This window comes from Cupriavidus yeoncheonensis (assembly GCF_905397275.1).
Lineage (GTDB): Bacteria > Pseudomonadota > Gammaproteobacteria > Burkholderiales > Burkholderiaceae > Cupriavidus > Cupriavidus yeoncheonensis.
Genome location: NZ_CAJPUY010000026.1, coordinates 59,251 through 83,400 on the forward strand (window position 1 = coordinate 59,251; position 24,150 = coordinate 83,400).

Consider the following 24,150-nt stretch of genomic DNA (forward strand, 5'->3'; position numbering starts at 1 on the left):
GCCCGCGTGCCTGCCTATACTTGCCCGTTCGTGTCCGGCGTCTGCCTCCTGCGGGTGACAGTCTTCCGGCGCCCGGGCGCCTTCCCGACCAATTCCGACCAGTTCCGACCAGTTCCGACCAATTTCGATACAGAGAGACAGACAGGCAAGCATGGCTAGCGTCCTGATCGTTGATGATCATCCCGCGTGGCGGCTGGTGATGAGATCGCAGCTTTCCCAACTGCTCGGCGTGGAGCATGTCCTTGAAGCCGACAATGGCCAGTGCGCGATCGAAGCGGTGCGCCAGCACAAGGCGGACCTGGTGATACTAGACCTCGACATTCCGCGCATCGGCGGCCTCGATGTGGCGACCAGGGTGCGCGACCTCCATCCGGCGGTGCGCGTCCTGGTCGTGACCGCGCTGGATCCGGCCGTGTTCGTGTCGCGCGCATGGCAGGCCGGCGTGCAGGGCTTTGTCAGCAAGACGCAGGACATCCGCGAAATCCTGCGCGCGGTGGAGTCCGTGCTGGCCGGCTATACGGTTTTTCCGGCGCTGGCACGGCGCGGCGCCAGCGGGCCGGCGTTGTACGGCGACGATGAGAACCTGCGACGCCTTTCCGACAAGGAACTGGAGGTGCTGAAGATGCTGGCGCGCGGCATGTCGTACAAGGACATCAGCCACGAACTGTTTATCAGCACCAAGACCGTCAGCAGCTACAAGGCACGCCTCATGGCCAAGCTGCAGGTCGGCTCGCTGGTGGAACTGGTCGACTTTGCCCGGCGCTGCCGGCTGGTCCAGTAAGGCCGGCGGGGGACAAGCCTCAGGCTCAAGGAATTTGAACGTCCCATGCAGCCAGCACACGTGCAAGCTGGCTGCAGCACTGGCACACTGATGGTCTGACCAATGTTCAAGACCAAGGTGGGGGGACGGCTGTGGGCGAGTTGCAGACCATGCTGGAAAACCATGGGCTGATGCTGGTGTTCCTCAATGTGCTGGCGGAACAGGCGGGCCTGCCGATTCCGGCGTATCCGATGCTGTTCGTGGCCGGCGCGCTGGGTGTGCAGGAGACCGGCCCATCGATCGGCGCAGTGCTGGCGGCCGTGATCGCGGCCTGCCTCATCGCGGATACCGCCTGGTATTTTGCCGGCCGCCGTCTCGGCCAGCCCATGTTGCGCACCATCTGCAAGGTGTCGATGTCGCCGGACACCTGCATCCGCCAGACCCAGTCGCTCTATTTGCGCGTGGGGCCGCGTGCGCTGGTGTTCGCCAAGCTGCTGCCCGGCGCCGGAGCGCTGTCCACGGCCATGGCCGGCATGACTGCCACACCGCTGCCGGTGTTTCTGTTCTATGACGCCCTCGGCGCGCTGGTCTGGGCCGGCGCGGCCCTGCTGGTCGGGGTGGTGTTCAGTGACTTTGTCGATGTCATCCTGGCCGGCTTCAGCGAATACGGGCACCTGGCGGTGCTGATCTGCGTGGGCGCGTTCGCGCTGTTCCTGGCCTGGCGCGTGTGGTGGCGTTTCCACATGCTGCGCCGCACGCGGCGGGTACCGCGCATGACCGTCGACGAGCTCGAGGCCCGCCGCCGCGCCGGCACGCTGCCGCTGGTGCTGGACGTGCGCGCCCATGGCCCGGCACCGATCGAACGCATCCCGGGCGCCATGGTGGTCGACATGCACGGATCGCTCGACGCACTGGGCGGCCAGCTCGAGGCCCGGGATATCGTCGTCTACTGCGCCTGCCCGCACGAGATCTCGGCGGCCATCCTGGCCGAGCGGCTCAGGGCCGCCGGCTACCGGCAGACCTGGGCCCTGGCCGGTGGCTTCGATGAGTGGAAGCGCCTGCATGGCGGCGCCGAATCGCCGCCGCAAGCGGCGCAAGCGGCGCAAGCGGCGCAAGCAGCGCAAGCGGCCAACGACGCGGCGGCCGGCTGATCCGCCCCGCCGGGGGCGGTAGTCTCAGCGCGTGCCGGCGGTCTGGAACACCGACAGGTCCGGGTAGACCGCGCGGATCTTTTCCCACTCTGCGGCGTTGAAGAACTGGCACTTGCCGGTGCCGAAGCGCTTGCCGACTTCCACGCAGAAGCGCACCGCCTCGGCAATGTCGATTTCATGGTTGGCCGACGTGGCGCTGCCCGACACGACCGATTGTGCCGTCACCGCCACGCCGACCACGGGCGCACGCGTGGCCACATGGGGCTGCATGATGCTGTTGAAGTGGTACAGGCCGTTGTGATACGGCGTGATGTCCTGCTGCGAGATCGGGAACGTGACGGCCGGGCAGCCGGTGGTCGATTCCATCGTCGCGACCAGGTCCGGGCTCACGCGAAGGATGTAACCCTGCATGGCCGTCGGCGAAATCGCGAAGCCGCGGTGCTTGATGATGCTGTTGCCCTTGGACGCATCGATCGACAGGATGGCGTCCATCTCCGGCAGAACCTGATGGTCGTTCATGGTGTCCGACGACACCGGCATGCCCATGAACGGCACCGGATCGTGTGGCTGCATCGAGACATTGGTCGACAGGTGCGTCGTCACGATGATGTCGCCAGCCAGGTGATCGCCGCGCTCCTTCATCTGCGCGAGCTTGAGCGCCACGGCCAGGCAGCCGATCGGGCCATCCGCGTCGGAGACCAGGCCGACCAGCTCGGGCCGCGCGCCGATTGCGCCGTTGCGGCCGATCACGCCCAGCGTGGGCGCCTTGCCGCCGCCGAGCTTGCCGGCCGTGCCCGGAATCACGATGGTGATGAAGTCGCTGGTGTTGTCGGTGTTCTCGGGCGGGGCGTTGTGCACCGTGAGCACTTCGACCGTCACGCCGGCTTCGACGTAGGGCGCGAACAGTTCCCGGACCACAGCACCGTTGGCGTTCGGGCTGTCCAGGGCTTCATGAATGACCAGCGTCTGCTGCAGGGCCATGGTTTTCTCCAAATGAAATTGCGTAGTGCCGCGCGCGCGGCGGGATGAATCCGGTCAGAACTGGTGGCGCAGGCCGACCATGACCGTGGTCTGGTTGTCGCGGCCGTCAAGGCGGCGGCCGCTGTCGCCGGTCCAGCTCGTGGTGTTGTTGCCGAACAGGCCGGACCAGTCGCCGTGCACCCAGTCGTAGGCCACGGCCAGGTAGGCGTCGGTGCGCTTGCTGAACGCGTAGTCGGCCACGCCGTAGGCCGTGGTGCGGTTGCCGCTGAAGTTGTCGGCGCGCGTGCGGTTGTGCATCACGCTGCCAGTCAGCGTCACGTTGCCGGTGATGGGGTAGCTCGCTCCGACGGTGAAGAAGTCGTCGCGGCGGCTGCCGTTGAAGACCGAGTTGATGGCCGCGCGGTTGGTCGGCGTGGGTGCGGTCGACATGCTCGTGATGGTGGCCGTGTCGGTGCCGCCGCGCGACGAATCGAAGCCGCCGTCGCGGTCGCTGTAGATATAGTTGGCGAACAGGTTGCCGCGACCGACCGAGGCCTTCAGGCCGGCCATGTAGATGCGCGCGGCGCGACTCTGGATGTCGCGCGTCTGCTGGAAGTCGCCGATCGCGGTGATCGGGCCGGACGCGTACCTGAGCCCCAGCGATACCGACGAACTCGCCGAGCCCTTGCCGGCGGTTTCGCCCAGCGCGTATTCGGCGATCACCGATACCGGGCCGAAGTTGCCCGTGTAGCTGAGCGCGTTGTCATAGCGCTGGCCGGTCAGGTAGACCATCCACGAGTTGGACGGTGCCGCGCCGACGCCGAGCGGGTCGACGTAGTACAGCATGGTGTTGGCCGTGGTGTACTGCCGGCCCATGGCCAGCTCGCCCCACCGGTTGCCGATCTTCACATAGGCCTGGCGGCCGAACAGCTGGCCCTGCTGGTCCAGCTTGCCGGTATCGGTCAGGAAGCCGTTCTCGAGCACGAAGCCGGCCTTGACCCCGCCGCCGATGTCCTCGCTGCCGCGCAGGCCGAAGCGGCTGCCCGACAGGTAGCCCTCGCCGCCCTGCTGCAGGCCAAGCACTGCGTCGCCCGCCGGGTTGGAATGCGTCTGGTACGTCAGGCCGCTGTCGATGACGCCATACAGCGTCAGGCCGGACTGTGCCATGGCGGCAGCGGGCAGGCTCAGCAACAGCGGCAGGGCCACGCGGGCGGCGCGGCGGACGGGGTGGCTCATTATGGTTTCTCCTCCAGAGGGCAAAAGGGTGTCCGCGCAGGCTGCGGATCACCGCGGCCTGCGTCAGAAGTGGTCTTGTTCGTATTGGCCGGGCACCGACTGCCCGGCGGGATCAGCGAGGCGTGCGCTTAGCCGGCAAAGCCTGGCCAGTCCTGCATCCCGGCCGGACCGTTGATGCGTGACAGCGCAAACGTCTCGCCTTCACGAATGGTCTCGACCTGGCCTTCGGCCGGGAACCACAGCGCATGGCGCTCGCCCAGCACGGTGCCATGGGTGCCGTCGCTGTACAGCGCCGAGCCTTCCGGCAACGCGAACACCTGCTCCGGTGCGTTGATATGCAGGAACTCGGCCAGCCGCTCTTCACGGCTTTCGCCGTTATGGCCGGCCGGCTTGCCGCTGATGAAATGCGGGTTGATCTGGAACGGCACCAGGCCGAGCGCGCGCAGCGACGGCGGCTGCACGATCGGCATGTCGTTGGTGGTGCGGATGGTCGGGCAGGCCACGTTGCTGCCCGCGCTCCAGCCCACGTACGGCGTGCCGGCGCGCACCTTGGCGCGGATCGCCTCGACGATGCCGGCGTCGTACATGCGCTTGAGCAGCGCGAACGTGTTGCCTCCGCCCACGGCGATCGCCTCGGCCTCGTTCACGGCGCGCAGCGGATCGGCGCTGTGGTGGATCGACTCGAGCGTGTAGCCCAGCCGTTCGAACACCGGCTTGACCAGGCCTTCGTAGGTGTCGGAGCTGAACGTCACGCCCGCGAACGGCACGAACAGCACCTTGCGCGGTTCCTTGCGCAGCAGCGTGTGGATCTGCTCGCCGGCGTGCTCGAGATAGCCGAGGTTGTCCTTGCGCGAGCTGCTCATCAAGAGGATGCGTTGGGTCATGTCTGGTATTCCTTCAGGGATTCGGTTCGGGTCTCAGGCCACGGCGGCGCGGATCAGCGCGGCCACGCGGTCGACTTCCTCGTGGGTATTGAAGTAGTGCAGCGACACGCGCGCCATGGTCGAGACGCCATAGCGCGCCAGGATCGCGTCGGCCATGAAGTTGCCGGCTTCGATGATGCATTGCTGCGCTTCGAGCGCGGCGACGATGCTGGCCGGGTCCACGCCGCGCACATTGAACGGCACGATGCCGATGCGGTCGGCCGCGTTGGCCGGGCCGTACAGCTCGAAGCCCGGGATCGACGAGAACTTCGCCACCGCGTATTCGGTCAGGTCGCGCACGCGCGCCTCGATCGCGTCGATGCCGATCTGCATCGCATAGTCGATGGCCGTGCCCATGCCCAGGATCGCCGGAACGATCGGGCAGCCCGCCTCGAAGCGGCGCGCCCCGGCCACGAGCGACAACGCGCCGGTGGCGCGGTCATAGGCGCCGTTCCACCAGCCGACCAGTGCCGGCTCGATCCGCTCGATCAGCGCGCGGCGCACATACAGGAAGCCCGAGCCCTCGGTCGCGCGCAGCGCCTTGCGGCCGCAGCCGGCCAGGAAATCGCAATCCAGCTTGGCCACGTCGGAGCGCAGCATGCCCACGCTCTGCGCGGCATTGACCAGCGACAGCACGCCGTGGCGGCGCGCCACGGCGCAGATCTGCGCCGCGGGCTGCACCGCGCCCGTGGAGTTGGGCAGGTGCGAGAACGTCAGCAGGCGCGTGCGCGGCGTGATGGCCGCGGCAAAGGCTTCCGGCGACAGCAGGCCTTCGGCATCGGCCGCCACCATCTTCACCACGATGCCGTGGGTTTGCTCAAGGCGGCGCCACGGCAGCAGGTTGCTCAGCATTTCGGTATCGGCCACCAGGACTTCGTCGCCGGCCTGCCAGGCAATGCCGCGGGCGATCAGCGAGATGCTCTCGGTCGCGTTCTTGGTGAAGGCGATCTCGTCGGCCGCCGCGTTCAGCAGCGCGGCCAGCTTGCCGCGCACGGCGTCCACGCGTGCATAGGTCTGCTTGCGGAACGCCGGCAGGTAGATGCCCACGTGGCCGGTATCGAGCAGGTAGCTGCGCACGGTGTCGAGCACCGCATCGGGCGGCAGCGACGCCGCTGCCGTGTCGAGATAGATGGTGGAGGCCGTCAGCGGGGTGCCGGCACGGATCGCTTGGATATCCATGGAACGTCTCAGGTAATGCAGAGGGAGGGTGTTACTTGCGCAGCTTGGTGACCGAGCCGATGAAGCTGAACAACGCGTCGCCCGCGATCACGCCGCCGGCAAAGGCGCTCATCTCGGCCACGTGCCTGTCGCCGCGCAGGCGCTGCACCACGAAGCGGATCAGCAGGCCAGCCAGCACTGCCCAGCCGGCCAGCGGCGAGGCGATCAGCATGCCGGTCGAGAGCAGGATGCCGAGCTGGCGCCTGGAGCCGCCGAGCCATTGCAGCAGCGCGCCGGGAATGGCCCAGATCACGAGGTTGCGCGCGATTTCCGCCGAAGAGCCGGCCTTGATCGACGCCGCATAGACGCGGTCGACCGGCGGAAGCAGGTTCTGCGAGAAGAAGCTGCCGTGGAACACGAGCACCACGACCGCGGCCACGGCGAAGCCGATCATCGCGGCCAGGAACTGTTGCTTGCGGCCGGCCAGTTCGGCTTCCATGTCGCGGCCTTCGCCGCGCAGCAGGTAGCCGGTCTTGAGGTCATAGCCCATGTCGGCAAAGGCCGGGCCGGTGGCGGCCGAGAAGCCCACCAGCACCGCCAGCGCCGTCGGCGGGAAGCCGATCAGGATGCCGATGGTCAGCGTGATCAGTGCCACCGCGAAGGCCGGGAACCAGCCCGAGTGCATCGCCGCGATGCCGACGATCAGCTCATGCACGTAGGCGGCGAACGCGGCGTACAGCACGAACACCACCAGCATGCCCAGCGACATGTCGGACACGTGGCCGGCCAGCACCGAGATCAGCAGCGCGATGGCCAGGTAGATCAGGAAGCCGCCGGACAGGATGCGGCTGGCGCGCGAGGCGGGCACTTCGATCGTGCGCGCATCGGCGACCGGTGCGTGGCGCGCACGGCGGATTTCGGTGGCCACCTGGAACAGCGCCACGATGCCCGCGCCGATCATCAGGCCGTGCGGGATGTAGGCCTTGGCAATGTCGACGCCGGTCAATGCCACCGAGTAGCCGCGCACCAGCAGGCCGATGCCGAACATGGTCAGCGCCGCCAGGTTGCCGAGGAAAGCCGCGCCGAACGCGGACATCGGCACGCCGAGCCACGCGCCGCCCACGCCCACGGCAATGCCCAGGCCCAGGAACGCCGCCTTGCGGCCGCCACGATCGCCGGCCCAGATGGCCTCTGCGGTGGCAATGCCCGCGGGCCAGGTGCCCGTGGCCGGGAAGATCTTGCTGCCAAACAGGAAGTACAGCATGGCGCCGTCGACGAACATGGCGACCACCGCGCCGATCAGCATCGGCGTGGCCAGTTCCGGCATGCCCATGGCGTACGGCACGCCGATCGGGATCATCAGCGAATTGGCCGCGCCGAACGTGGCCGACGAGATCGCCGTCTGCACCAGGTTCTGGCGCTCGAGCACACGGAAGCGCCGCGTCACCTCGAGCGGGATGCGCGAGAACACGATGGCGATGAGCGCACCGATGATCGAGGTATTGGCGGAGATGCCCAGCGACACGATCAGCTGCATGCCGATCATTGCGCCGAACACGGACAGCACGACGGAAACCAGTAGCAGGAGCGGCTCCATGAAGCGCGTTCTTGTCGCTGGTTGCGCCACCCCCGGCGCATTCAGTTCTGTTTGCATTGGTGTCATGTCTACCCTTCCTCCCTAGTGTTGTCTCGTTTCGCGTGCCTCGCCAGCCCGGCTGGCAGCCCGCTGTGTGTGGTCAGCGCAGGAACCCTGTCACCGGCCCGATGGTGTCGCGTGCGTCCCGCAGCGCATCGAGCAGGCGCGGCAGGGCGTGTTCATCCAGCCGCTGCAGCGGACCGGCAATCGCGAGCGAGCCGACCACGGCTCGCGTATCGCGGCCATACAGGGGCACTGCCAGCCCGGCCACGGTGGCCGCCGATTCCTCGCAGGTGTAGGCCCAGCCTTCGGCGCGGACCCGCGCCAGGCGCGCTTCGAGTTCTTCCGCGGCCAGGCCCGCGCGCAGCGCTACGCGCTGGCGCAGCGCTTCCGGCTGGAAGGCGAGGATCGCCTTGGCATGGGCGCCCGCATCGAGCGTGAAGCGCTGGCCGACCTCGATCGAAAAGCGCAGCTGGTGCTGGCTTTGCGCGATATCCGTGCACAGGCCCTCGTCACCGTCCAGCCATGACAGGAACACGGTTTCCCCGCTCTGCCGCGCCAGCGCTTCCAGCGCGGGCTGCACCACCACCGCCGGCGAAAAGGTCTTGCGCATGACCTGGCCCAGCTCGAACCAGCGCAGACCCAGGCCATAGCGGCCGACGGCGTCCTGCACCAGGAAGCCGTTGGCGGCGAACGTCGCCAGCACGCGATGGACCACGGCGTGATGCACGCCGCTTTCGCGCGCGAGTTCGCGCACGCCCCAGCTTGGCTGGCGCGCATTGAAGTGGGTCAACAGCGCCAGTGCGCCGTCGAGGGTCTTGAGCATTTCGATTGCCTTGTGTCTCGTATATAGAGACATCGTCTCTGATACAGAGAAATGCTAGGCCCCGGCGACCCCCTACAACAATCAGGGTTAACACGAGTACGAGTGGATGCCGGCGACTGCGAGGCGTTGGCGCCTCATGCCGCGGAGGCGATGCGGAGCGTCCTATACTTGGCTCAGACCCTTCGCCACGGAGGCGTGCATGCCTGCAGAAGACCACGGATTCAGCGACGAAGCCGCCCGGATCGCGCAAAGGCGCCGGCAGCTTGGCATTCCGGCACGCCCGGGCGCGGACACGCACAACTGGGCGTTGGCGCTGTCCGGCGGCGGCATCCGCAGCGCCACCTTCTGCCTCGGTGTGCTGCAGGCCCTCGCGGGCACGCCGCTGCGGCCGGCGGCGCAGCCCGATGGCGGAGAGCCGGGGGCGCCTGCCCCGGCGGTCTCGCTGCTGCCCCAGTTCGACTACCTGTCCACGGTCAGCGGGGGCGGCTTCCTGGGCGCCTTCTTCACCAGCCTGTTCGTGCCGGGCCGCCTGCGGCGCGGCACGAACCCGGTCCAGGCTGCCGCCGACGCGTATCACACGATGCAGTGCGAGCCGCCCGGGCGCATTCGTACCTCGGTGTCCTATGCATCCGACCCAAGCCGCGGCGCCGTGGCGTGGCTGCGCGAGAACGGGCGCTACCTGTCCCCGACCGGTGCCGGCGACAACCTCTACGCCGCCGCGCTGATCCTGCGCAACTGGCTGGCCATGCATTACGTGATCGGCAGCGCGCTGCTGCTGCTGCTGGCCGTGCTGGCGCTGGGCCAGTACACGGCCACGGGCATGTCGTACGGTCTCGGCCGCTACGAGATGGACCTGCTCCATGACGCGCGCCAGGCATTCAACCAGGGCGAATGCGTGGTCTGGTGGAGCGCCTTGCTGTGGCTGCCGCTGGGCGCGGCGCTGCTGCTGGCCGTGCCGCCCGGGCTGGCCTACTGGATGGTGTATCCGCGTGCCAGCGACCCGCAGGCGGCGGCCCGCTTCCTGAGCCCCGGCCCGATCGTCGCGACGCTGGTGGCCATCCTGCTGCTGCTGGCGGCACGGTGGGTCGTGTGGCTGGGCCCGGGGTTGGTGCTTGCCTGCGTGCTGGCGGCGGCGGGCGCGCTGACGCTGCTGGCCGTGCTGTGCTGCCTGGCCATGCTCGTGCCGGCGCCGCGCACGGTACCGGACTATCGCGTGCGCGCCACGCGCGCCTTGCGCAGCGCGGTGACGCTGACGCTGTGGCTGCTGGCGCTTGGTGTGGCAGACACCATCGCGCGCACGACCTTCCTCTATGCGTTCATGGCCGCGTCGGCATGGGGCGCGGGCGTGCCCGCCGGAGTGCTCGCCGCGCTGGTCTGGCTGGTGCGCTACGCCGCCAGCCTGCGCGACGTAGGCAAGCAGGACAGCGCCGATACGCCGTGGCGCGCGCTGAGGGCGCACCTGCCCGTATCGCTGCTGGCCGGGGCACTGGCTGCCTTGCTGGCACTGCTGGTGTACGTGCTGTGGTCGTGGCTGGTGCTGTACGTGCGCTGGAACGGCCGCGAGCCGGTGGACTGGCTCGTGTTCGGTAATGCCTATACCGGCCCTGTGCTCCTCGTACTGGTGCTGGTGGCGCTGTTGCTCGCCGTGGTCGCGGGGCGCTTCACGGGCTTCCTGAACCTGTCGACGCTGCAGCCGTTCTATGCCGCGCGGCTCACGCGCGCCTATCTTGGCGCATCCAACGGCGAGCGCTTCGTCCCGCATGCGCCGGGCCACCAGGGGCGCGAGCGTTTCAGCGTGGCCGAGCCGGTGCCCGGCGACCAGCTCAGCCTGAACACCTACTACGATCCGCGCGTGCTGGCGCCGCTGCACCTGATCAACGTCACGCTGAACCTGACCGTGGATCCGGCCGAGCAACTGGTGCAGCGCGACCGCAAGGGCAAGCCGCTGTGCCTGGGCCCCGGTCCCAGCGTGGTCCAGCCCGGGCCCGCGCAGACGCTGCCGTCCGATGCCTATGCGCGCTTTCTCGTCGACGGGCGCCCGTGCTGCCCGGACCTGTCGCATCCGGGGACTGCCCGGGTCGCCGATTTCCGCACGCTGGGCGACTGGATCGCGATCTCCGGTGCGACGGTGTCGCCCGGTCTCGGACGTGCCACCACGCTCGGGACTTCACTGCTGCTGGGGCTGGCCAACCTGCGGCTTGGTATCTGGTGGCAGTCCTACCTGCACGACGGCGCGCGCCACGCCGGCACCGTGCCCGCCACGCAGCGCCAGCCCGAGCGCGCCACGCATCCGCTGCTGGCGCGCTTCAGCGCGTTGTTCCGCACGCAGTATTGCCTTGGCTGCGAACTCGCCGCGCGCTTCCACGGCATGCGGCGCGGCTGGCAGTACCTGTCGGACGGCGGGCACTTCGACAACACCGGCGTGTACGAGCTGCTGCGCCCGGGCCGCGATGTGTCACTGATCGTGCTGTGCGATGCCGGCGGCGATATCGACTACCGCTTCGGCGACCTGGCCAACCTGATCCGTCTCGCGCGTATCGACCACGGCCTGGAAATCGTGGTGGATACGGAGGCCGCCACCACGCACCCGGTACTGAGCAGGGTGTTCGGCTTGCCGGAAGACTTTGGTTCGGACGCCGAAGGCGAGGCGGCGGGCAAATGCGCCGTGCTGCTCAATGTGTACCGCGCCGGTCCCGGCGCCGACCAGCGCGATCCGGCCTGCCGCATCGTGCTGCTCAAGCCGCGCCTGGCGGACTGGGCGCCGGCCGACGTGCAGCAGTACGGCGCGGACCATCCGGCCTTTCCGCAGGAGGCGACCGCCGACCAGTTCTTCGACGAGGCGCAGTGGGAAAGCTACCGCGCGCTGGGCCTCGCCATCGGCCAGCGCGTCTTTGGCGGCGGGGTGGGGCAGGCGCTGCTGGCCGGCTGATCGCAGGATCAGCGCAGGATCAGCGCAGGATCAGCGCACGAAGCCGATCACGTCCTCGAGCCGGCCGCTGGCATCGCGCAGGGCCTCGAGCAGGCGCGGTACCGCGTCGTCGCCGAGCCGCTGCTGCGGGCCGGCAATGGCCACCGAGCCGATCACCGCGCTGCGGTCGCGCGACCACAGCGGCAGCGCCAGCCCCGCAACACTCGCGGCCGCTTCCTCGCGCGTGTGCGCCCAGCCGTGCTGGCGCACCTCGGCCAGCTGGGCTTCGATCGTGTCGCGGTCCAGCGTCGTATGCGGTCCCATCTTCTCCATGCCCTGGCGGTAGACCTCGTCACGGAAGGCGTCATTCTGGAACGCGAGCATGGCCTTGGCATGCGCGCCGGCATAAAGCGGAAAGCGCTCGCCCAGTTCGATCGAGAAGCGCAGCTGGTGCTGGCTTTGCACCAGGCCCACGCACAGGCCCTCATGGCCATCGAGCCACGACAGGAAGACCGTTTCGCCACTTTGCGCGGCCAGCTTTTCCAGTACCGGGCGCACGATCTCGTCGGGCGAGAAGCTCTTGCGCACGACCTGGCCCAGCTCGAACAGGCGCAGGCCCAGCGAATACTTGCCGGTGGCCGCGTCCTGCACCAGAAAGCCGTTGGCCGCAAAAGTGGCCAGCACGCGGTGCACCACGGCGTAGTGCACGCCGCTGTGCTTGGCGAGTTCGCGCACGCCCCAGGTGGGCTGCCGCACGGTGAAGTGGGTCAGCAAGGCCAGCGCGCCGTCCAGTGTCTTGAGTGTCATACCGATTTCCTGCTTCGCATGGGGCAGCATGGTACGGGACAAGCGGCGCTGCGCTCAATCCTTCCCCGCCGAAAGCACTGCGGCGCTGTCCATGCCGATAACCACGCCGCCGGTAAGGCCGCGTGGCGGCCGCCAGCACGATTGCCGGGGTCTTACTAAGATGGCGGACGCTTTCGATTCCCCCGCGCATCGGCCGGCACCGTGCCTGCCGGCGCGCCAAGGCAGCTTCCATGACGACCCCGATCCCGTATTCCGTTCTCGACCTGGCCCCCATTGCGCAGGGCAGCGATGCCGGCCAGGCCATGCGCAACGCGCTCGACCTTGCGCAGCACGCCGAGCGCCTCGGCTACCGCCGCTTCTGGCTGGCCGAACACCACAACATGCCCGGCATCGCCAGCGCCGCAACCGCGGTGCTGATCGGCTACGTGGCCAACGGCACGCGCACGATCCGCGTGGGCTCGGGCGGTGTCATGCTGCCCAATCATTCGCCGCTGGTAGTGGCCGAGCAGTTCGGCACGCTGGCCTCGCTGTACCCGGGCCGCATCGACCTTGGCCTGGGCCGCGCGCCCGGCACCGACCAGGCCACGGCGCGCGCGCTGCGCCGGCAACTGTCGCAGGACACGGCCGATACGTTCCCGCAGGACGTGGAAGAGCTGCAGGCCTATTTCGATGACGTGCGTCCCGGCCAGCGCCTGCGCGCCGTGCCCGGCGCGGGCCTGAAGGTGCCGCTGTGGCTGCTTGGCTCCAGCCTGTTCAGCGCGCAGCTGTCGGCGGCGATGGGCCTGCCGTTCGCGTTTGCCTCGCATTTCGCGCCGGGCTTCATGCGCCAGGCCGTGGACCTGTACCGGCGTACCTTCCGGCCCTCTGCGCAGCTGGAGCGGCCTTACGTCATGCTCGGCCTCAATGTGTTCGCGGCGCCGACGGATGCTGAGGCCCGGCGCCTGTTCAGCTCCCTGCAGCAGCAGTTCCTGGCGCTGGTGCGCGGCACGCCGGGGCAATTGCGCGCGCCCGTGGACGATATCGAGGCGCTGTGGACCGAGAGCGAGGCGGACCACATCCGTCGTTCGCTCGCGTGCTCGGTGGTGGGGAATCCGGATACGGTGCGCGCCGGCATGCAGCACTTTGTCGATGAACTGCGCCCGGACGAGCTGATGCTGACGGGCCAGATCTTCGACCATGCCGCGCGCCTGCGCTCGTTCGAGATTGCCGCCGACGCGGCGCGTGCGCTGACGCCGGTGGGTTAAGGGAGTGCGCCCACGACTGTGGAATGCCGTCTGGCGCACATAACCGCAGCGTGATTGACGCCGGTTTGCACCGGCCCGACCGTCTCGGATACAGTAGCCGCGACAAGGTCAAAGGGGTCGCGCAATGACGCGCCCCGGCTCGCCAGTTCGCCAATGCGCCGTCCGCGGCGCACGCCGCGGAGACGACCGCGAGACGATAAGGAGACAGCGATGGATCTGCGGCAACGCGAGCACATCGAGACGGTCGTGCACGCCACCAGCTACCTGCCCCCGCCCGCGCTGCCCGCGGACCGGCCCGCGCACGATGTCGTGATCCAGAATTCCTGGCGGCGCTGCGTGCACCAGTACGGGCTGGACCCGTCGCGCATGCAGGAAGCCCGCATCGTGCCGCAGATGCGCCTGCGCGAGCACCAGCAACGCATCGACGATTTTGCCCGCATCGCGCGCCACGGGCTGGAGAGCCTCCATGCCCAGGTCGCGGGTCTCGGCTACGTGGTGTTGCTGACCGATGCGCAGGGCGTGACCGTGGACTACATCGGCGACGCGCGCACCGACGCCGACCTGCGCCATGCGGGCCTGTATCTTGGCGCGGAATGGAGCGAGTGCGGCGCGGGGACGTGCGCGGTCGGCACGGCGCTGTTCACCGGCGAAGCCCTGACCGTGCACCAGGCCGATCATTTCGACGCCACCCACATTCCGCTTACCTGCACCGCGGCGCCGCTGTTCGATACGCACGGCAAGCTGCACGCGATCCTGGACATCTCCGCGCTGACTTCCCCGCATGCCAAGGACAGCCAGGGGCTGGCGCTGCAGCTGGTACGCATCTACGCGGCGCATATCGAGAACGCCAACTTCCTGCGCGCACACCACCGCGACTGGATCCTCAAGCTGAACGTCGCGCCGGAGTTCGTCGACGTCAACCCGGAGTACCTGCTCGCGCTGGACGACAGCGGCCGCATCGTCGGACACAACCACCGCGCGCGGCGGATGCTGGAGGGCGAGCTGGCCACCGGCACGGTGCTGGGCCAGTCGTTCGAGACGCTGTTCGACGCACGCCTCGATGACCTGGGCCGCTATGTCTATTCGCGTCCGAGCGAGCAGCGCCTGGTGGCCCTGAACCGCAGCGGCGGCCTGCTGTACCTGAGCGTGATGCCGCCGGCCTTGCGCTGGCAGGCCGATGCCGTGCAGGAGCGGCCGGCGCCGCTGCCGGAGCCGCTGGCGGCATTGTGCGGCGGCGATCCCGCGCTGGCGCAGCAACTGCAGCGCGCGGCGCGCCTGGTGGATTCACCGATCAACCTGCTCATCAACGGCGAGACCGGCAGCGGCAAGGAGTACCTTGCCAAGGCCCTGCACCAGGCCAGCAGCCGCCGCGGACAGCCGTTCGTGGCGGTGAACTGCGCCGCCATTCCCGAAACGCTGATCGAGAGCGAGCTGTTCGGCCACCTGCCCAACAGCTTCTCGGGCGCCGGGCCGCGCGGCAAGCGCGGGCTGATCCAGGAAGCGGACGGCGGCACGCTGTTCCTCGACGAGATCGGCGACATGCCGCGCGAACTGCAATCGCGGCTGCTGCGCGTGCTGGCCGAGGGCGAGGTGCTGCCCATCGGCGCCGCGCGTCCGGTGCCGGTCCGGCTGCGCGTAATTTCCGCGACCCATCACCGGCTGGAAGACCTGGTCGCGCAAGGGCGCTTCCGTGAGGACCTGTTCTACCGGCTCAACGGCGCGCGGTTCGCGCTGCCGCCGTTGCGCGACCGCACGGACTTCGAATGGCTTGTGCAGAAGATGCTGGACGATGGCGGCCGGCGCGGCGTCACGCTGTCGCCGCAGGCGCGCGATCAGCTCTGCCATCACCGCTGGCCTGGCAACCTGCGCGAGCTGCGCAACGTGCTGGAGTACGCGCGTGCCGTCTGCTCCGGCGGCTATATCGACGCCCACGACCTGCCCGATGGCCTGGGCGCCCCGGCGCCAGTGCCCGCCGTGCCGGTGCTGAGCCGGGAGCCGGGCGTGCCGCAACTGCCGCCCGAAGGCATGCTGCTGATGCAGTACCTGCGTGCGTCAGGCTGGAACCTGAGCGCCGTGGCGCGACAGATCGGCGTGAGCCGCATGACGCTGTACCGCCGCATGGAGCGCTACGGCATCCAGTCTCCCAACCGCCGCGACGGCGAGCCGCCGCAGTAGCCGTACCCGCAGTAGCCGGACCAATACGGCCAATACGGCCAATACGGCCAATACCGCCAATACGGCCAATACGGCCAATACGGCGATACGGTTGTCCAGCGCTGTACACCTGCGCTGTGACACCTGTCACGCCATGAACGCCGCCAGCACCGCCTGCGCGGCGGCCTGACCCGCGTTTCCTGCGGGTTATCCCGCAATTTTTCCTGTCCCCTGCGTCGCCGAGCCGCGCCGCGCGTGCTGGCACGGCCATTGCGATCTGCCCTGTCAGCACAACGACAACGGAGACAGGCCATGGGGCAAGCACGGTCCGACGGTGCGCCGCTGGTCGGCATCATCGCCAACCCGGTTTCGGCGCGCGATATCCGCCGCGTGATTGCCAATGCCAGCAGCCTGCAGCTGGCCGATCGCGTCAATATCGTGCTGCGCCTGCTGGCCGCGCTGTCGGCCTGCGGCATCGACCGCGTGATGATGATGCCGGATCGCGAAGGCCTGCGCGTCATGCTCGCCCGCCACCTGACCCGGCACCAGGGACCGGACGCGGGGCTGCCGGCTGTCGAGTACATCGACATGCCCGTCACCGCGCGCGTCGACGACACGCTGAATGCGGCGCGCCACATGGCAGATGCCGGCGTGGCCGTGATCATCGTGCTCGGCGGCGACGGCACCCACCGTGCCGTGGTGCGCGAATGCGGCGGCGTGCCGATCGCCGGGCTGTCCACCGGCACCAACAATGCCTTCCCGGAAATGCGCGAGCCGACCATCACGGGGCTGGCGGCGGGACTGTACGCGGCTGGCCAGGTGCCGGCCTCGCAGGCGCTGGCGTCGAACAAGCGGCTCGACATCGTGATCCGCGATGCCGACGGCGGCTTTCGGCGCGATATCGCGCTCGTCGACGCGGTGATTACCCACGAGCACTTCATCGGCGCGCGGGCGCTGTGGAAAGCCGACACGCTGGCCGCCGTCTATGTGGCGTTCGCCGATCCGCAGGCGATTGGCCTGTCCACCATCGCCGGGCTGCTGGAGCCGCTGGGCCGGCGCGAGCCGGGCGGGCTCGCGATCGAGCTGGCCGCGCCGGGGCAGGGCGAGTTCGAGCTGCGCGCGCCGATCGCACCCGGCCTGCTGTGCCCGGTTTCCGTGGCGGGCTGGCAGTACCTGGAACATGCCCGGCCGCATCGCGTGCGCCAGCGCGCGGGCATCGTCGCGCTCGACGGCGAGCGCGAACTGGCCTTCGGCCCCCACGACGAAGTCACTGTCACCCTGCACGAACACGCCTTTCGCAGCATCGACGTGGCGGCGTGCATGCGCTATGCCGCGCGCGAGCGGCTGATGCGCAGCGTATCGGTCGCGAGCCGGGCAAGCACGTATTGAGCAAGCACGTACCAAGCAAGCCGTACCACCCCAACCAAAGGAGACAACCATGAGCGCCAGTGCCATGCCAGCCGGCCCCAGCGGGCTCGACAAGGAGACCCTGCTGAAGGTGTATCGCAAGATGCGCACCATCCGCGATTTCGAAGAACGCCTGCACGTGGACTTCGGCCGCGGCGACATTCCGGGCTTCGTGCACCTCTACGCGGGCGAGGAAGCCGCCGGAGTCGGCATCCTGCACCACCTGCACGATGGTGACCGCATCGCCAGCACGCACCGCGGCCACGGTCACTGCATTGCCAAGGGTGTCGACCCGGTGGCGATGATGAAGGAGATCTACGGCAAGAAGGGCGGCTCGTGCAATGGCAAGGGCGGCTCCATGCATATCGCCGATCTGTCCAAGGGCATGATGGGCGCCAACGGCATCCTGGGCGCGGGCGCACCGCTGATCTGCGGCGCCGCGCTGGCGGCCAAGTTCCGTGGCAACGGCGAGGTCGGCATTACCTTCTGCGGCGACGGCGCCTCGAACCAGGGCACGTTCCTCGAAAGCCTGAACCTGGCTGCGGTGTGGAACCTGCCGGTGATCTTCGTGATCGAGAACAACGGCTATGCGGAGTCGACCTCGCGCGACTACGGCACCGCGGTGGACAGCTACGTGGATCGCGCGGCCGGCTTCGGCATTCCCGGCGTGACGGTGGATGGTACCGACTTCTTCGCCGTGCATGAGGCAGCCGGCGAAGTCATCCGCCGTGCGCGCGAAGGGGGCGGGCCGGCCTTGCTCGAATGCAAGATGGTCCGCTTCTACGGCCACTTCGAAGGCGACGCGCAGACCTACCGCGCGGCCGGCGAACTTGACGATATCCGCGCCAATCGCGATTGCCTGAAGCTGTTCACGCGCACGGTGACGCAGGGCGGCGTGGTCTCGCGCGAGGAGTTCGATGCGATCGACCGCGAAGTCGCCGCGCTGATCGAGCACGCCGTGCAGGAAGCCAAGGCCGCGCCATTGCCCGGGCCGGAAGACCTGCTGACCGATGTCTATGTGAGCTACTGAATCGCCAACCCGACACAGCTATCCCATCATCAGGAGACATGACATGGCTCGCAAACTGAGCATCAAGCTGGCGATCAACGAGGCGATCGACCAGGAAATGACGCGTGACCCCAGTGTGATCATGCTGGGCGAAGACATTGTCGGCGGCGCCGGCGCGGACGGCGAAAAGGACGCGTGGGGCGGCGTGCTGGGCGTGACCAAGGGCCTGTACGCCAAGCATGGCGACCGGCTGCTCGATACGCCGCTGTCCGAGTCGGCCTATGTGGGCGCGGCCATCGGCGCGGCGGCCTGCGGCATGCGGCCCATCGCCGAGCTGATGTTCATCGACTTCATGGGCGTGTGCTTCGACCAGATCTTCAACCAGGCCGCCAAGTTCCGCTACATGTTCGGCGGCAAGGCCGAGACGCCGGTGGTGATCCGCGCCATGGTCGGTGCGGGCTTCCGCGCGGCCGCGCAGCACAGCCAGATGCTGACGCCGCTGTTCACGCATATCCCGGGCCTGAAGGTCGTGTGCCCGTCCACGCCGTATGACACCAAGGGCCTGCTGATCCAGGCCATCCGCGACAACGACCCGGTGATCTTCTGCGAGCACAAGAACCTGTACGGGCTGGAGGGGGATGTGCCAGAAGGTGCCTACACCATCCCGTTCGGCGAGGCCAATATCGCGCGCGACGGCAAGGACGTGACCATCGTCGCGTATGGGCTGATGGTGCACCGCGCGCTGGATGCGGCGGCCACGCTGGCGAAGGAAGGCGTGGAAGCGGAGGTGATCGACCTGCGCACGCTGTCGCCGCTGGACATGGACACGGTGCTCGAATCGGTCGAGAACACCGGCCGCCTCGTCGTCGTGGATGAGGCGAGCCCGCGCTGCAATATCGCGACCGATATTTCGGCACAGGTCGCGCAGCAGGCGTTCGGCGCGCTCAAGGCCGGCATCGAGATGGTCTGCCCGCCGCACACGCCGGTGCCATTCTCGCCGACGCTGGAAGACCTGTATATCCCCAGCGCCGCGCACGTCGTGGCAGCGGTGCGCAAGACCATGAAGGGAGGCAAGCACTGATGGCCGCGGTAATCAACCCGATCGTGATGCCCAAGTGGGGCCTGTCGATGAAGGAAGGCACCATCAATGCCTGGCTCGTCGACGAAGGCGCCGAGATCTCGGTGGGCATGCCGATCCTCGATGTGGAAACCGACAAGATCGCCAACGCCGTCGAGGCGCCCGATGCCGGCACCCTGCGCCGCAAGGTTGCCGGCGTGGGGGACGTGCTGCCGGTCAAGGCCCTGCTTGGCGTGCTGGCATCAGCGGAGGTGAGCGATGCGGAAATCGATGCCTACATTGCGGCTTATGAAACGCCGGCGGACGAAGGCGACGAGGAAGAAGCCGGACCCGCGTACCAGTATGCCGACGTCGACGGCATCCGCGTCCGCTATGCCCGCAAGGGCAACGCAGAGCAGGCGGTGCTCTTCCTCCACGGATTTGGCGGTGACCTGGACAACTGGCTGTTCAACCTCGATGCCCTCGCCGATGCGTACACCGTGGTGGCGCTTGACCTGCCCGGTCACGGGCAGACGTCGCCGCGGCTCGCGGGCACGACGCTGGCGGAGATGGCCGGCTTTGTAGCGCGCTTCCTGGACGCAGCAGGCATCGACGCGGCGCACGTGGTGGGCCACTCCATGGGCGGCGGCATTGCCGCGCAGCTCGCCGTGGATGCGCCGCGGCGCGTGCGGTCGGTGGCGCTGGTTTCGCCGGCGGGCATGGGCGACGAGATCAACAGCGGCTATACCGAGGGCTTTGTCAGCGCGCAGTCGCGGCGCGAACTCAAGCCCGTGATCGAGCTGCTGTTCGCCAACCCGGACCTGGTCAGCCGGCAGATGCTGGACGACCTGCTGCGCTACAAGCGGCTCGACGGCGTGCAGGAATCGCTGTCGGCGCTCGGCGCAAGCCTGTTCGCCCACGGCCGCCAGCGCGAGCAGCCTGGCCGGCGGCTGGCGGACACGGGCACGCGCACGCTGGTGGTGTGGGGCGCGCAGGACCGCATCATCCCCAGCGCGCATGCGCAGAACGCGCCGGCTGGCGCCACGGTGAAGGTGTTCGACGATGCCGGGCACATGAGCCAGATGGAAAAGGCCAGCGACTTCAACGCGCTGCTGCGCAAGCACCTGGCCGCCTAGGGCTGGTGGCGCGGACGGAAGATGCAGCACCGTCCGCGCCATGCAAGCGTCAAAGGCGCTGGCCTATGTCGACGCTCTGGGTGCGCAGCGTCAGGTCTCGCGCGGCGGCCTGCTATCGTGTGGCAGGTCATTGCGCCAGGACGAATCCCATGCCATTTGCGTTCATCGAAACCGATCCCGCCGAGGGCGATCCGCTGCAGGCCGAGCTGGCGCTGCTGGACCTTGCCGCCCAGGGGAATCAGGTTGCCCAGTTATGGGAAGCGCCGGTCTCGCTGGTGGTGCCGCGCAGTTACCTGCGATACGAACGATTCGAAGCCGCGCGCGCCAGCTTCGGGCGGGACGGCTGCCCGGTCTGGCTGCGCATGTCGGGTGGCGGGCTGGTGCCGCAGGGGCCGGGCATTCTGAACCTGAGTCTCGCGTACAGCGTGGACGGACTGCCCGGCGCGCTGAGCGAGGCGGTGTATCTGCACCTGTGCGAGGTCGTGGGGCAAGCGCTCCGTACGCTTGACGTCGATACCCACTGGCAGGCGGTGGACGGTTCGTTCTGCGACGGGCGCTTCAACCTTGCCTGGGGGCCGCCGGGTCGGGCGCGCAAGATTGCCGGCACAGCCCAGTACTGGCGCCGCGCGCCCGCGGCCGCGCAGGCGCCGGATGGCCAGCGCCATCTGGTGCTGGCGCATGCGGTGTTGCTGGTCAACGCGGATCCGCTCGCGATCACGCGGCGCGCCAATGATTTCGAGGCCGAGGCGGGCACCGGCCGGCATTACGACGCCGACAAGGTGGTCAGTGTGCAGCAGGCCATCGGCATCGCCGACCCAGACGGAGCGAGGCTGATGGAGCGGGTCGTCGAGGCACTCAGGGCAAGCGTGGCCGCCACGCCGCCGCCGCAGGGCTAGCGCTTACCGCGCGGGCAGGAAGCGCAGGTCGCCGTACCAGGCACGCGTCGTAGCGCCGGTATTGTCGGTGTCCGTAAGCATGCCGTAGCCCGTGATCTTGCCAGGCGGTTCGTGGAACACCTGCTCGTAGTCCTGCGCGATATTGCGGCGCAGGTTCTGCCACTGGCCCGCGTCGCCGGGCCGGCCGGAGACCACGATCATCTGCACGCGGCCCGTATGCGGGTTGGGGATGACGCTGCCGGGCGCCGCGGTAGTCGACCAGATATACATCAGCGTGGCATAGGGCAGGTCTTCGCCGCCGAAGCGCTTGGCAAGCTGAATGCTGGCGCGGTCGCCGAACGCGAGCTTGTCCTTGTCGCCGTCGAAGAAGAACACCAGCCGCGCGGGGGCGTCCTCCTTGCTGCCTTCACTGCTGTTGGCGCCTTCGACAGGGGCTTGCGCCTTCCAGCGCCAGGCGACAACCGGGGTGCGGCTCAGGTCGATATTGCCCTCGTGCATCAGCGCGGAGGCCGAAGCGCTTGCATCGGCCTGCAGAACGGTGGTGGCGCCATCCGTCACCAGGCTGTAGCGGGTCAAGGCCTTGCCGTGGACGACTGGCAGGTTCTTCCAGTCGGCCGGCAACTGGCCGCCCGGGCGCAGTGCCGAGAATGCGATGCCGGGCTGGTCGCCCTGTGCAGGCTGCGCCGGGGTTGCCAGCAGGGTGGCGCCGCACAGCAGGCCGCGCAGCAGCGCTCCCACCTGCCTGCGTGCGCGCCGGATTGACGGGGTAGGCATGGCGGAAGCACTCCGGTTGCTGGGCATTGCTGCATTGTAGTGAGATGGCGCACTTTCCGTTGGTGCGCCAGGCGATGCCCGGAACGGCTTGCGAGCGGGCGCGAGACGCGGTGGCCGCTGCCATCGCACTGGTGTGACAGGCGAGAGCTGGCGCGACATTGCGCGCAGCCTGCAAAAAAAAATCGCGGCCCGCACAGGGGCCGCTAATCGGGAATGCGAGGAGGTCAGTTTCCTCAAGAGGCGTTATCGGCGCAATGCCGCGCATCAAGACCCCTCTTAGGTAGGGAGGTCGCCCTGGCTCGCGTCCCGGTCATGCGATCAGGTAATTGGGGCCCGTGGGGGGAGTATGGTCGGCACGCCGTTTCTGGACGTTCGCCATCAGTTCCGTGTGGGCGGCGTCGAGCCAGTCGACGCGGTGGCGGACCGGGTCGTTCGGCGAGAGGTCGCTCGCGGGAATCTCGCGCAGGAAGTAGCGCACCATATTTCCAGCGCGCGCGGGGACCGGCATCATCCCCAGCAACTGATGCCTGGCCAGCAGGCGTCGGCTTGCCGCATGACGCAGTCCGGCCCACGCGGTGCGGCCCAGCGCAATGTAGAGGGCGTCGGGACGCATCTGCCGGATCGCGCCGAGGAAATGGGTTTCGAAGGCAGCGCGCAGCATCGGTGTTGCGAGCAGATCTTCCAGCGTGCCGTCGAAGGCGAGTCCGCGGCGCGTGGTGGCGAACGGCAGCAGGGCCAGCGCTTGGAGCTGCTCGAAGCCTTCATTCCACAGCGCTGCGGCGTGTGGCAGTCCGACCAGTTCCGGCGCGCGGAAATGATCGAGCATGCGGATCAGGTTGGGTCGAACCAGTTGCCCGCCCAGTTCCACGCGGCGCTTGTTCTCGCGCTGGATGACGCGGCCAGACGTGCGTGCCTGCAGCAACTCCTCCGTCACCGCGGCTGCGAGCCGCACATGGGCGTGCCCGGGCGTCGTACTGACCAGCACCAGGCGTGCGCCAGGATTGTGATGCTCGTGCGGCACGTACGTCATTGTGTAAGTGCCGTCCTGGCCGACCAGAATGGGCTTGGCGATGAGGCCAGCAGCGCCCGTGCGCCGGATCTGGGCGCAATATTCTTCGATGTAATTCGTCAAGGTGTCCCCGCTCCACAGCGATAAAAGGTGCTGCCTTTTTCTTTTTTATTCATGGTAAGACGCGCGGCCGGGCGCCTACAAAGCAGATAGTGGTGTTTTCGGCGCTCGGTACCATGGGCTTGGTGGGGCAGCGAACAAATGCGGCACATCCGGTCGTCGGCGCCCACGCCGGGCCTGCCGGAGGGCTCGCCTGCCGCTACCGTACCGCGTGGTGTGGGTCAGGACGATGACGCAGTCAGCTTGAGAGCGTCGTGTCGATGACGATCTCGGCTGACAATGACTTGTGCACCGGGCACTTGTTGGCCACGCGCAGCAGGTCTTCGAGGATTTTGGCGTCCAGATTGCCCGTGACGTGGACTTCGCGCTTCATCGCATAGCGGCCGCTGGTTTCCTCATGGGTGACGGAGGCATGGATGGATTCCACGGCATAGCCTTTGCGCTTGGCATACAGCTGGAGCGTGAGCACCGTGCAAGCCGCGAGCGCCGAATCCAGCAAATCGTGCGGGCTGGGATACTGCGGGCTGCCGCCAGCGGAATGATCCAGGTCGGCTTGCCAGTGCGCCTCGCCATTGCTCAGGTTGCAGATGGTATTGCCCTGGCTCGGCTGCCATGTCGCTTGGATAGTCATCGAACGTCCTCGTCCTTATAAGGGCCGGAGTTCGGCCCGGGAGTATCGATTCTATACAGTCGTCAGCGGCAGGGCCGTTCTAGCGCCTGAAACGTTACTTTTCGATTGCCCCTATTTATTTCGCCAAAGCGCTTGCCAAGCCCTGCAGGCTGCCGTACTATTCGCCCCCTCGCAACACAACGCGGCGCTGCAAGGCAGGGCTGGCAAGGGTTGCGGGGTTGACCGGGTGGTTCGGCAGCGCGAAGTTGGCGCGGCGGACCGAAGCAAAAAAGATTGCTGACCTGGTTGACGAAACGAAGAAAGTTCTGCATAATCTCGTTTCTCTGCTGCTGACGCAGCGACGCAAAC

The 24,150-nt window shown here is 68.1% G+C and carries 20 protein-coding genes; 10 read left to right on the forward strand and 10 right to left on the reverse strand.

All coding sequences use genetic code 11. From position 1 onward, the window contains the following. The first annotated feature begins 151 nt into the window (after nt 1–151). Nucleotides 152–781, forward strand: a complete 630-nt coding sequence (locus KHO22_RS27575) for a response regulator transcription factor (RefSeq protein ID WP_211950354.1) — start codon at nt 152–154, stop codon at nt 779–781. A 131-nt stretch (nt 782–912) separates the two neighbouring features. Then, the gene (locus KHO22_RS27580; RefSeq protein ID WP_230427050.1) at nt 913–1,911 is read left to right on the forward strand and encodes a DedA family protein/thiosulfate sulfurtransferase GlpE; all 999 of its coding nucleotides are present in this window, start codon (nt 913–915) and stop codon (nt 1,909–1,911) included. Between the two features lie 24 nt (nt 1,912–1,935). Here the strand turns inward: KHO22_RS27580 and KHO22_RS27585 are convergent, their stop codons facing one another. The 6 genes from KHO22_RS27585 to KHO22_RS27610 all read right to left on the reverse strand — a co-directional run bounded on the left by KHO22_RS27585 (nt 1,936) and on the right by KHO22_RS27610 (nt 8,650). Continuing rightward, nucleotides 1,936–2,892 carry a DUF1177 domain-containing protein gene (locus KHO22_RS27585; RefSeq protein WP_211950355.1) on the reverse strand — a complete coding sequence of 319 codons (957 nt, stop codon included), beginning with the start codon at nt 2,890–2,892 and terminating at the stop codon, nt 1,936–1,938. Nucleotides 2,893–2,946: 54 nt separating this feature from the next. Further along, the gene (locus tag KHO22_RS27590; protein ID WP_211950356.1) at nt 2,947–4,107 is read right to left on the reverse strand and encodes a porin; all 1,161 of its coding nucleotides are present in this window, start codon (nt 4,105–4,107) and stop codon (nt 2,947–2,949) included. A gap of 128 nt (nt 4,108–4,235) precedes the next feature. Beyond that, on the reverse strand, nt 4,236–4,991 hold the full coding sequence (gene pepE / locus KHO22_RS27595) for a dipeptidase PepE (RefSeq protein WP_211950357.1): 756 nt from the start codon (nt 4,989–4,991) through the stop codon (nt 4,236–4,238). Between the two features lie 33 nt (nt 4,992–5,024). Next, on the reverse strand, nt 5,025–6,209 hold the full coding sequence (locus tag KHO22_RS27600; RefSeq protein ID WP_211950358.1) for an aminotransferase class V-fold PLP-dependent enzyme: 1,185 nt from the start codon (nt 6,207–6,209) through the stop codon (nt 5,025–5,027). Between the two features lie 31 nt (nt 6,210–6,240). Further along, a complete protein-coding gene (locus KHO22_RS27605) occupies nt 6,241–7,851 on the reverse strand; it encodes an OPT/YSL family transporter (protein ID WP_211950359.1) in 1,611 nt (536 codons plus the stop codon). 73 nt (nt 7,852–7,924) lie between these two features. Then, entirely contained in the window at nt 7,925–8,650 is a 726-nt protein-coding gene (locus KHO22_RS27610; RefSeq protein WP_211950360.1) for an IclR family transcriptional regulator, read from the reverse strand. A 199-nt stretch (nt 8,651–8,849) separates the two neighbouring features. Here KHO22_RS27610 and KHO22_RS27615 point away from each other — a divergent pair, with 199 nt between their 5' ends. Continuing rightward, a complete protein-coding gene (locus KHO22_RS27615; RefSeq protein ID WP_211950361.1) occupies nt 8,850–11,579 on the forward strand; it encodes a patatin-like phospholipase domain-containing protein in 2,730 nt (909 codons plus the stop codon). 30 nt (nt 11,580–11,609) lie between these two features. Here KHO22_RS27615 and KHO22_RS27620 read toward each other — a convergent pair whose 3' ends face one another. After that, complete coding sequence (locus tag KHO22_RS27620) at nt 11,610–12,365, reverse strand: IclR family transcriptional regulator (protein WP_211950362.1); 756 nt, start codon at nt 12,363–12,365, stop codon at nt 11,610–11,612. Nucleotides 12,366–12,595: 230 nt separating this feature from the next. Here KHO22_RS27620 and KHO22_RS27625 point away from each other — a divergent pair, with 230 nt between their 5' ends. The 7 genes from KHO22_RS27625 (at nt 12,596) to KHO22_RS27655 (ending at nt 21,268) form a co-directional block, all read left to right on the forward strand. Beyond that, nucleotides 12,596–13,609 carry an LLM class flavin-dependent oxidoreductase gene (locus KHO22_RS27625; protein WP_211950363.1) on the forward strand — a complete coding sequence of 338 codons (1,014 nt, stop codon included), beginning with the start codon at nt 12,596–12,598 and terminating at the stop codon, nt 13,607–13,609. 210 nt (nt 13,610–13,819) lie between these two features. Then, nucleotides 13,820–15,784, forward strand: coding sequence for a sigma-54-dependent Fis family transcriptional regulator (locus KHO22_RS27630; protein WP_211950364.1), 1,965 nt, complete (start codon nt 13,820–13,822; stop codon nt 15,782–15,784). A gap of 291 nt (nt 15,785–16,075) precedes the next feature. Continuing rightward, nucleotides 16,076–17,152 carry an ATP-NAD kinase family protein gene (locus tag KHO22_RS27635; RefSeq protein WP_211950365.1) on the forward strand — a complete coding sequence of 359 codons (1,077 nt, stop codon included), beginning with the start codon at nt 16,076–16,078 and terminating at the stop codon, nt 17,150–17,152. 49 nt (nt 17,153–17,201) lie between these two features. Further along, nucleotides 17,202–18,200 (forward strand): thiamine pyrophosphate-dependent dehydrogenase E1 component subunit alpha, encoded by a 999-nt coding sequence (locus KHO22_RS27640; RefSeq protein ID WP_420839658.1) that lies wholly within the window; start codon nt 17,202–17,204, stop codon nt 18,198–18,200. Between the two features lie 43 nt (nt 18,201–18,243). Continuing rightward, nucleotides 18,244–19,260 carry an alpha-ketoacid dehydrogenase subunit beta gene (locus KHO22_RS27645; protein WP_211950366.1) on the forward strand — a complete coding sequence of 339 codons (1,017 nt, stop codon included), beginning with the start codon at nt 18,244–18,246 and terminating at the stop codon, nt 19,258–19,260. Then, nucleotides 19,260–20,372: an acetoin dehydrogenase dihydrolipoyllysine-residue acetyltransferase subunit gene (locus KHO22_RS27650; protein WP_211950367.1), complete on the forward strand. Its 1,113-nt coding sequence runs from the start codon at nt 19,260–19,262 to the stop codon at nt 20,370–20,372. The genes KHO22_RS27645 and KHO22_RS27650 overlap by 1 nt, the downstream gene beginning before the upstream one ends. Before the next feature lie 149 nt (nt 20,373–20,521). Continuing rightward, the gene (locus KHO22_RS27655; protein WP_211950368.1) at nt 20,522–21,268 is read left to right on the forward strand and encodes a lipoyl protein ligase domain-containing protein; all 747 of its coding nucleotides are present in this window, start codon (nt 20,522–20,524) and stop codon (nt 21,266–21,268) included. 3 nt (nt 21,269–21,271) lie between these two features. Here the strand turns inward: KHO22_RS27655 and KHO22_RS27660 are convergent, their stop codons facing one another. The 3 genes from KHO22_RS27660 to KHO22_RS27670 form a co-directional block, all read right to left on the reverse strand. Then, nucleotides 21,272–22,042: a DUF3047 domain-containing protein gene (locus KHO22_RS27660; RefSeq protein ID WP_211950369.1), complete on the reverse strand. Its 771-nt coding sequence runs from the start codon at nt 22,040–22,042 to the stop codon at nt 21,272–21,274. A 310-nt stretch (nt 22,043–22,352) separates the two neighbouring features. Continuing rightward, a complete protein-coding gene (locus tag KHO22_RS27665; RefSeq protein ID WP_211950370.1) occupies nt 22,353–23,174 on the reverse strand; it encodes a hypothetical protein in 822 nt (273 codons plus the stop codon). 235 nt (nt 23,175–23,409) lie between these two features. Then, nucleotides 23,410–23,802: an OsmC family protein gene (locus tag KHO22_RS27670; protein WP_211950371.1), complete on the reverse strand. Its 393-nt coding sequence runs from the start codon at nt 23,800–23,802 to the stop codon at nt 23,410–23,412. Nucleotides 23,803–24,150: the final 348 nt, after the last annotated feature.